The sequence below is a fragment of the Actinophytocola sp. genome, from assembly GCF_009379765.1.
Lineage (GTDB): Bacteria > Actinomycetota > Actinomycetes > Mycobacteriales > Pseudonocardiaceae > Actinophytocola.
Window position 1 is genome coordinate 1 of sequence record NZ_WHTD01000252.1, and the last position, 8,405, is coordinate 8,405.

General features: G+C 70.5%; 14 protein-coding genes, 1 pseudogene and 1 riboswitch. Of the genes and pseudogenes, 4 read left to right on the plus strand and 11 right to left on the minus strand.

Annotated features, from left to right (window positions below; translation table 11 throughout):
* From GEV28_RS40830 to GEV28_RS40840, 3 genes are all read right to left on the minus strand, one after another.
* Nucleotides 1-357: hypothetical protein (locus GEV28_RS40830; RefSeq protein WP_291419535.1), on the minus strand; the 357-nt coding region annotated here is incomplete at its 3' end.
* Nucleotides 354-596: an NUDIX domain-containing protein gene (locus GEV28_RS40835; RefSeq protein WP_291419537.1), complete on the minus strand. Its 243-nt coding sequence runs from the start codon at nt 594-596 to the stop codon at nt 354-356. The genes GEV28_RS40830 and GEV28_RS40835, both read right to left, overlap by 4 nt.
* Nucleotides 597-618: 22 nt before the next feature.
* Nucleotides 619-684: riboswitch (Fluoride riboswitch) on the minus strand.
* A 3-nt stretch (nt 685-687) separates the two neighbouring features.
* Nucleotides 688-1,914 (minus strand): MFS transporter, encoded by a 1,227-nt coding sequence (locus GEV28_RS40840; RefSeq protein ID WP_291419539.1) that lies wholly within the window; start codon nt 1,912-1,914, stop codon nt 688-690.
* A 62-nt stretch (nt 1,915-1,976) separates the two neighbouring features.
* On the opposite strand from GEV28_RS40840, the gene GEV28_RS40845 reads away from it, so the two are divergent.
* From GEV28_RS40845 to crcB (GEV28_RS40860), 4 genes are all read left to right on the plus strand, one after another.
* Nucleotides 1,977-2,534: a Chromate resistance protein ChrB gene (locus GEV28_RS40845; protein WP_291419541.1), complete on the plus strand. Its 558-nt coding sequence runs from the start codon at nt 1,977-1,979 to the stop codon at nt 2,532-2,534.
* 171 nt (nt 2,535-2,705) lie between these two features.
* Entirely contained in the window at nt 2,706-3,209 is a 504-nt protein-coding gene (crcB, locus tag GEV28_RS40850) for a fluoride efflux transporter CrcB (RefSeq protein WP_291419543.1), read from the plus strand.
* Nucleotide 3,210: 1 nt separating this feature from the next.
* Nucleotides 3,211-3,549, plus strand: coding sequence for a DUF190 domain-containing protein (locus GEV28_RS40855; RefSeq protein ID WP_291419545.1), 339 nt, complete (start codon nt 3,211-3,213; stop codon nt 3,547-3,549).
* Nucleotides 3,546-3,914 (plus strand): fluoride efflux transporter CrcB, encoded by a 369-nt coding sequence (gene crcB / locus GEV28_RS40860; RefSeq protein WP_291419548.1) that lies wholly within the window; start codon nt 3,546-3,548, stop codon nt 3,912-3,914. The genes GEV28_RS40855 and crcB (GEV28_RS40860) overlap by 4 nt, the downstream gene beginning before the upstream one ends.
* Nucleotides 3,915-3,938: 24 nt before the next feature.
* Here the strand turns inward: crcB (GEV28_RS40860) and GEV28_RS40865 are convergent, their stop codons facing one another.
* The 8 genes and pseudogenes from GEV28_RS40865 to GEV28_RS40895 form a co-directional block, all read right to left on the minus strand.
* Nucleotides 3,939-4,349 (minus strand): DUF1232 domain-containing protein, encoded by a 411-nt coding sequence (locus tag GEV28_RS40865; protein ID WP_291419550.1) that lies wholly within the window; start codon nt 4,347-4,349, stop codon nt 3,939-3,941.
* Nucleotides 4,349-4,918, minus strand: a complete 570-nt coding sequence (locus GEV28_RS40870) for a Chromate resistance protein ChrB (protein ID WP_291419553.1) — start codon at nt 4,916-4,918, stop codon at nt 4,349-4,351. Before GEV28_RS40870 ends, GEV28_RS40865 begins: the two co-directional genes overlap by 1 nt.
* A gap of 66 nt (nt 4,919-4,984) precedes the next feature.
* Complete coding sequence (gene merB, locus GEV28_RS42935) at nt 4,985-5,236, minus strand: organomercurial lyase (protein WP_367115289.1); 252 nt, start codon at nt 5,234-5,236, stop codon at nt 4,985-4,987.
* A 316-nt stretch (nt 5,237-5,552) separates the two neighbouring features.
* Nucleotides 5,553-6,416, minus strand: coding sequence for a hypothetical protein (locus GEV28_RS40875; RefSeq protein ID WP_291419555.1), 864 nt, complete (start codon nt 6,414-6,416; stop codon nt 5,553-5,555).
* On the minus strand, nt 6,416-6,769 hold the full coding sequence (locus GEV28_RS40880; protein WP_291419557.1) for a type VII secretion target: 354 nt from the start codon (nt 6,767-6,769) through the stop codon (nt 6,416-6,418). Before GEV28_RS40880 ends, GEV28_RS40875 begins: the two co-directional genes overlap by 1 nt.
* A gap of 14 nt (nt 6,770-6,783) precedes the next feature.
* On the minus strand, nt 6,784-7,302 hold the full coding sequence (locus GEV28_RS40885) for a YbaB/EbfC family nucleoid-associated protein (RefSeq protein ID WP_291419559.1): 519 nt from the start codon (nt 7,300-7,302) through the stop codon (nt 6,784-6,786).
* A 33-nt stretch (nt 7,303-7,335) separates the two neighbouring features.
* Nucleotides 7,336-8,208 (minus strand): hypothetical protein, encoded by an 873-nt coding sequence (locus GEV28_RS40890; RefSeq protein WP_291419561.1) that lies wholly within the window; start codon nt 8,206-8,208, stop codon nt 7,336-7,338.
* Nucleotides 8,209-8,211: 3 nt separating this feature from the next.
* Nucleotides 8,212-8,405, minus strand: a pseudogene (locus tag GEV28_RS40895) (hypothetical protein); the annotation flags it as partial.

Consider the following 8,405-nt stretch of genomic DNA (forward strand, 5'->3'; position numbering starts at 1 on the left):
CTGCAGCGCCGTACGCACCAGCCACTGGTGGTACCGCAACAACCGCGCTACCTCCTCGCCGAGCCACCGGTGCTCGGCGGCGAAGTCGATCCGCCGCAGCTCGTCGCGCAACCGCTGGTAGGCGGTCACCAGCTCACCGCAGGTCCGGCCGACCTCGCCCGGCACTTCACCGGGCGCACCGCACTCCCGCACCGCGCGGTCCGCGACCGGCTCCAGCTCGGCGGCACGATCCAGCACCGAGAGCAGCCGCCGCAGCTGATCGGCCGAACCGCTCGTATCGCGCTGCCCCCGCCGGCGGCGCACGATCGCGCGGGCCGCTTCCGCCATCGGCCGTAACACCGACATCCACACAGTCATCGACTCGTCACATCCGCGCTGTCCCGGCAGTGGTGCACGTGACGGGTGGGCGGCGTGCCGGGCCTGTCGAGCATTACGTCCCCTGGTGCCCGGCGAGCGCACACGAACAGATCCTCGCCTGGCCTCGGCGTGCCGCCGGACAGTGTCCAGTCACCGCGGGACGGGCGGTCAACGAGCAACGCACGGACGCCGGCGAACACGATGACCGAGCGGCGCCGCGCGACACGAAGATGGGACATGCCGCCTCCTCACCACGATCACCCGTGAGAAGAGGCCATCAGCGGACCACGGTCCGCGGTTGCGGCGAGCCTCATCGCCTATCCCAGTGTCTCACGGTTTCGGCCGCACGATGCTCGCCGCGACCAGCGAGAGCACCATCCAGGCCGCGGCGTAGCCGAACGCGACGGTGGGGGAGACGAGCGCGTAGAGCAGGCCGACGACCGCCGAGGCCAGCAGGTCGCCACCGGACTGCACGATCCCCAGCACACCGAACCCGCTGCCACGCAACCGGTCCGGCAGCAGCCGCGCCACCAGGGTCGACTCCGCGGTCTCCGCCAACCCGATCCCCGCTCCAGCCAACGCGAACGCCACGACCAACGACGCGGGTGAGGGGAGCGACAGCGCGAACCCGCTGTACGCGAGCACGTACAACGCCGCGCCGGCGGCGAACACGACCCGGGGACCGGCGCGATCCAGCCACCGGCCACCGAACAACGCGACCACGGCCGCCACCGCGTTGTGGCTGGCGTAGATCAGCACCGCCAGCGAGGTCGCGGCCGCCACCGACCGCTCCGGCGTGGTCAGCAGCTCGGTGGCGCGCAGGATCAGCAGCGTGGTGGCCACGTTGCCCAGCTCGAACAGCGCCACCGGCAGCAACGCCCTGGCCAGCCCGGCCCGCCGCAGCTCACCCAGGTGCAGCCGGCGGCGACTACGAACAGGGGCGGTCTTGATCCGGGTGCGGGCCTCCCGGGCGGCGATGGTGATCGCGACGACGGCGAACACCCCCGGGATCGCCGCGAGGTACAGGGTCGGCCGAATCCCCACCCAGGCCACCAGCCCGGCGGCGAGCAGCGGCCCGGCGACCGCGCCGAGGTTGTCGCCGGCCCGCTCCACCCCGAACGCCCGCCCGTACGCCGAGCGGGGAGCCAGCGAGGTGAGCATGCTGTCCCGCGCCGGCGACCGAAGACCTCGGGACAGCCACGCCGCCGCCCGCAGCAGCCCCGCCTGCCACACCGTCGCCGCCGCACCGATCGCCCCGGTGGCCAACGCCGTGCCCAGGTAGCCACCGGACGCGACGCGGCCCCGTTTGGCCGGGTCGTTGGCCATCGGCGCGCCGATCAGCTTCATCACCCCGGTCAGCGCGTCGCTGATCCCCTCGATGATCCCGAGCACCCCGGCCGAGGCGCCGAGCGTCGTGGTCAGGAAGCTCGGCAACACCGCGGTGGTGACCTCGTGCCCGGTATCGGAGAAGAAGCTCGCCGCCCCCACCCCACCCACACCCGGCGTCAGCCACCGCTCCCGCTCTTCGTCGTCGTCCTCGGTCGTGCTAGCGGTCATGTCCTAAACATAACCACGGTTAGTTAGGCGGAGCAACGAGCGGGCATGGCAGGCTGGTGGTCATGACCGAACCTGCCATGCAGGCACCGGCCGACGCCCGCTGGTTGCTCCTCGTCTACCGGGTACCGCGCGAGCCCACCCGGCTCCGCGCCACCGTCTGGCGGCGGTTGAAGGCGCTCGGCGCGGTCTACCTGCAGAACTCGGCCGCCGTGCTGCCCGAGTCGCCCCCGCACGAACGGTCCCTGCGCGCGCTGCGCCGGGAGATCGCCGACATGGGCGGCACCGCCCAGCTGATGCGCTGCGACGTCCTGGCCGGCGCGGCCGACGTGACGGCGACCTACAACGCCGCCCGCGACGAGGAGTACGAGGAGATCCTCGACAAGTGCCGCGACTTCCTCGCCGAGATCGACAAGGAAACCGCCGCCGAGCACTTCACCTACCCCGAGCTCGAGGAGAACGACGAGGACCTCACCAAGCTCCGCGGCTGGTTCGACAAGGTCAGTGCCCGCGACGTCCTCGCCGCCACCGGACGGCGAGCGGCCGAGACAGCGCTGGGCGAGTGCGCCACCGCACTCGACACCTTCGCCGATCGCGTCTACCAAGCCGAGGATCGCGAGTGAGCCCGCGAGTGAACCTCCACACAGATCTCAGCGGACGAAACTCCAGGTCAGCTATCCTGAATCGATCGCGGTGGTGGGGCTCGCCGCTCCGGGGGCACTCGGAACAACCGCGGCACTCGCCGCCAACAGTCCCTACTTGACCATGCTGGCGTGTTCAAGTAGGAGCGAGTGATGAGCAACGAGGTCGACCTGGCGGAACCCACGAAACCCATTGATCCGGACGTCGACCTCCGGATCCCGTCCCAGCGACGCGAACTCGTCCGCTCCCACGGCGCCGTGCTCGCGGTCATCGCGCTCGGCGGTGGGCTCGGCGCGCTCGCCCGCTACGGCCTCGCCGAGCTGCTCCCCACTCCACCCGGACAATTCCCGTGGGCCACCTTCACCGCCAACGTCGCCGGCTGCTTCCTGATCGGCGTCCTGATGGTGCTGATCACCGAGGTCTGGTCCGCGCACCGGCTCGTCCGCCCGTTCCTCGGGGTCGGGTTCCTCGGCGGCTTCACCACCTTCTCCACCTACGCCGCCGAGACCCGCGCGCTGCTGAGCCCCGGCACCGTCCTCACCGCCTTCGGCTACCTCGCAGGCACTCTCGTCTGCGCCCTGCTTGCCGTCGCCGCCGGAGTCTGGCTCACCCGAACGGCCACCGGCTCCGTCCACGCCGAGGAAAGGACGCGTTGAGATGCGACTGACCGGTTATGCGATGCGGCTGTCGATCTTCGTCGGCGAGGACGACACCTGGCACCACAAGCCCCTGCACCACGAGATCGTCACCCGCGCCCGCGCGGCGGGGCTCGCCGGCGCCACCGTGCTGCGCGGCTGCGAGGGCTACGGCACCTCCTCGACGATCCACACCACCCGGCTGCTCAGCATGACCGAGGACCTGCCCATCATGGTGATCATCATCGACACCGAGGACCGCGTCCGCGCGTTCCTGCCCGAGCTCGACGAGCTCGTCGGCGAGGGCACCGTCCTGCTCGACGAGGTCGAGGTCCTGCGCTACCAAGGAAAACCGTCATGACCGCGGTGCTCGTGTTCGTCGGCGCGATGGTCGGCGCCCCGCTGCGCTACCTCACCGACCGCGCCGTGCAGAACCGCCACGACAGCCTCTTCCCCTGGGGCACCTTCAGCGTCAACCTCGCCGGCTGCCTGATCCTCGGCGGCCTCGCCGGCGCCGGCCTCGCCTTGCCCACCCCGCTGTTCGCCCTACTCGGCACCGGCTTCTGCGGCGCGCTGACCACCTACAGCACCTTCAGCTACGAGACCCTGCGCCTCGTCGAGCAGAAGACCTACTTCTACGCCACCATGAACATCGTCGCCAGCGTCATCGCCGGCCTCGGCGCCGCACTCCTCGGCTACACCACCATCCACGCCCTCCTCAGCTGAACCAGGACACCGGGGCCTGCGGGGTCAGTCCTCGGTTCGTGCCGCGCGGGGTGGTCCGATGAGGCGTTGGAGGAGGTCGGGGTTGCCGGGCCAGGCTTCGAGCAGGACTTCGCGGGGGACGGTGCGGGCGGCGTAGCGCAGCACGAGGGCGACCACGACGATGTCGTCGAGCGGCCCGATCACCGGAAGGAACTCGGGGATCAGGTCGATCGGCGACAACACCCACACGGCCGCGGCCGCGACGGCGATCTTGGCCCGGCGGGGCACCCTGGGGTCGCGGCGGAGCCGGCGGGCGGTGGTGACGCAGTCCGGGAGGAAGCGGGCCAGGTCCCGGGCGACGCCGGGGGGAAGGCGCCGCGCGAGCGCGATCAGCACCAACCACGAGGCGATGACGACGCCGGCGGCGATGAGCAGGGCTTGCAGCCAGCCGGGCATCAGCCGCCCTCCTCGCCGGCGAGGCCGTGTGCGGCGCGGAACACGCGCTCGGTGTAGTCCTCCAGTCGGGCCACGCAGGCGGTGAGGAGCTGGTCGGCCTCGCCGGCGGCGGGCGCGCCGAACACGTCGCGGACCTTGAGGTCGCGGTGCCAGCGGCGCAGCCGTTCCAGGCTCTGCTCCTCTTCCTCGAGCTCGGCGACGGTGAGCTTGCCTTTGTTGATCTCCTTGTCGATCTCGGCGTCGAACTTGCCGCAGTCCGCGATGAACTCGCTCCACTCCTCCTGGCGCGCCTCGGTGAACAGCGCCGTCAACCGGGCGCCGTCGCGCTCGCCGCGGCCGGCGGCGTTCAGCGTGACGAGCTCGCCCGCGCCCCGCTCGACCAGCTCCACCACCCGCGCGAGCCCGTCGGCGAACACCGGCACGTCCGGCACCGCCCAGGTGCCCTGCCCCAGCGCGAGCGCCCCGATCCTGCGCAACTCGCGCCACACGGCCACCCGGTGCCGGGACGGTTCCGCGGGAACCCGAACCACCAGCACGATCCAACGAACCCGCGTCGTATCCACTGCCACGGACACGATTGTATCAAGTGTTACGTCGCATCCGCTGCGTCACCACGATGCCGCCCACCCTGGATCTCAGGATGCTCGGCGGACCACGCGAGAGCGTTGCCGCGGCTGGTGAAGAAAGTTGCGGTAGCCGCAGCAGGGTTGGGCGGCGGTTGTGGTGCGGCAGTCTGTTCGGGAGCCGAGGAACACCACGGCTTCGCCCGGCTGCCAGCTGGCGGTCGCGCCGTGGTTGGTGACGGTGACCGTGATCGACTTGCCGGAGCGGGTCCACGAGAGGACGGGACGATGAAGAGACGCTGGCGGGCGGCGAACCGGCGGCATACAGGCCCTGGGTCCGACCGTCAGACATCATTCCCTCTCCAGCCCCCGACCCGACTCGAGGACCTGTCAACTGCGACATCGCTACGGTCGCGAGGCGTGCCGAGCGTTCGCGCCAGGGTTTGTGACGGTCGTTTCCCTGTGCGACAGGGCATCGGCATGAGCGCGGGCCGGCGGCGAGGAGTCTTTCCACGTGGAATCTCGCAATGACGATCGTGCTGATCGATGGCTTCCTGGCCGTCGCGCTCGCCCTCGGGCTCGCGGGCCGCCACCAGCGGCGGTTGACCGCACCGCAGCGCGTGCCGTCGTCCGAACGCCGTCAGGCGGGTGCGGTGGCGTTGCTCTGCTTGAGTGCGTTGAGCGATCGCCAGAAACCGTCGAACAGGTCGCGGAGCACGACGAGCCAGGTGAGCGCGCTGGCCAGGGCTTTGCCGAGGGCCTTCATCATGCTGGCCACGATCCGCACGACCTGGGCGATCTTGGAGGTGGCCTGGGCGATGACCGCCGGTGCCGCGACGCCGAGGGTGCAGGCGAGCTCGATGGCCCAGCTGACCAGAGCACCGGCCAGAGTGGACAGGAGGTCGCGCACCGCGACCCGGATCCCGCCGACGACCTCGGCCATGGCCATGGTGATTCCGGCGATGCCGTGCGCCCCGCCGGCCGCGCCCTTGGCGATGCCGGCCACCGCGGCGGCCTTGTCGCGGTAGGCGTCGGCCGCGTCACCGGTCCACGCCAGCACCTCGGTGAGCGACTGCTCGAACTCGCCGCCGACCGCAAGCATCTCCTTCTCGATGTTGGTCCAGGTCGCCGCGTAGGACTTCACCATGTCCGGGTTCCCGGTCAGCGCGTGCAGCGCGGCCCTGGCGGGTTCGACGTGTTCGAGCATCCAGGAGAACAGCTGCCCGGCGACGTAGGCGATCGGGTCGATCGCGGCAGAGACGACGTCCAGGGTGGCCGCGGCCACCCCGGAGATGATCAGCCCGAGGTCGTTCTGGTCGACGCCCTGCGCGATGGTCCAGCCGGCCTCGAACGCCGTGATACCAGTCATGAAGCCGGTGTTGCCGGAATCGGGGTCCGGAACCCCCATGTTCTCCAGCGGGTTGAGATCCTGCAAGTAGTTGTTCCGCAGGTCCGAGCCCTGGTCGACCAGCGGGTTGTCGCTCGAGTTGTCCACGTCGACCATCAGTTGCCCCCTCGTACCATCGGAATCTCCGCTATGCGCTCGAGCATCTCGAGGAGCGCCTCGATCGCCGCGCGGACCTGGTCCTCGACCTGCTGGTAGTGCTCGGCACTGTCCCGCAGGTCGGTCACGGTCTCGTGCATGAAGGTCGCCGTCTCGGTGAGCGTGTCCACCCCACGCTGCTGCGGGTCCTTGAGCATCTCACCGAACGGCCGGCAGAACAGCCCGTACGCGTCGTCGAGGCCGGTGACGTGCGCGCCCGCGTCGACCGCCGTGTCCGCGCGGCCCGCGAAACCGTCCACTGTCCCGGCGTGCGAGTTCACCTCGTCGGGGTTGACGGCGAAGCCCTCACCCATGATCGCCCTTCCTCTCAGCGTAGTGGGGACTCGTCGTCCCAGTCGTCGTCATGGTCTGCTGTGGAGCGACGCGTGGGGCGCGCGCTCGGCGGCGGCGCGGGCTCGTCCTCGACTGCGCCGAGCCGTTCCCCGTGATCGACCTCGTGCCCGGCCGAGTCGTCGGGCAGGTCGGGGAACCGCTGCTGGTACTGCGCAACAAGGTTGCGGGCCGGCTCGTCGTCGGCGGGAACGGTTGTCTCGATGAGGTCCTCGACCCGCGCACGCAACTTCGCCTGGGCACGCCGCATGCACGCCATCACTTCGGACGACAGTTGGCTCGGTGCCAGATCCCTGATGCGCTCGGACAGCTCGAGCTGGGTCAGCACCCCGTTCGAGTCGACCGTTACCCGGATCGCGCCGTCCTGAGTGGAGTCGGTGGCGCTGGTCTCGTCCAGCCGCTGCTGAAGTTCGTTGTAGCGCTGGGCTCGCTGCTCGAGCCCGGCTGCCCACTTGTCCAGCTCCTCGGCGGCCTTCGTCGGATCTGAGCTGATCACGACACTTCCCCCTCGTTGTTCCGGTTTCTGACGTCAACGGTGTCTTGTTCGTTCCGGCTGTCCCCACGCCTGTCGGCGGCGGTCGATCAGCTCGGCGAGTGCGATCGCGTCGTGTACCGGCACCATCCTCGGGCCACTGGCGGAGCCGAGTAGCAGCGCGGGACCTGGTTGGGCATACAGCACGGTGCCGTTCGGCAGTGTGAGCCACGGCCGCAGCTCCGGCTCGCCGGCGAGCACGATCGGCGTGATCTGACGTAGGTCGGCGAACCCGATCGCGGTGTCCACCCGCGGGCCCGTGCTGCGTCCTCGGTGCAGCCGGGCCGTCAGTCCGAGATGGTCGGCGCCGATCTCGAGGTGGGCGGAGATCAGCGCCGGTGCGGTGATCGCGAACCGGACCGCGACGGTGAGCCGGAACGCGGTGGCGCCAAGTTCCGGGATGATTGGTGCGAGCAGCGTCTGGTGCGCCCGGCGGGCCGCCATGCCGCACACCGCGCCGCAGACCCACGTCAGCACGAACAGCCCACCGGCGACGACCCGCGCCGCGCCGGAGGTGGCATTGATGGCGACGCCCAGGCAGGGGATCACGCCGACCAGCAGTTGTGTTCCCGACACGACGAAGGTCACCCGCAGCCATGCCGCCGGCTCCAGGATGCCGTCCCGGCCGATCCACCACAGGAAGACCACGGCCGGCGCCAGCGCGCCGAGCAACAGGATCGTTGCCCACGAAAGGAACCCGTCGGGCCCGCCGGCCGTGAGACCGAGCATGGCCGCGCACAGGACGACGACCAGACAGGGCATCGTCACCGACAGCAGGAGGTGCCGGCGCGCGTTCTGCCAGCGCGGCCGAAGCACCGCCTCAGCTCGCGGGTCGAGAACCGCTGGTGTCCCGATGGGTAGCAGAGGCATGGATCACCGCCGCGTTTCCTCGGCCGGCGGCGGGTCCGGAAGGCCGACGGGAAGGTTGTCCGGTGGCTCGATCCGCAGTGCTTTGGCGATGGGCACGTCGGTGGAGGAGTGCAGCACGATGGACAGGGCGATGGTGATCGCGACCAGGTCGAAGACGTGGTCGCCGGACGGGATCCCGGCTTGCGCGGCGAGCAGGC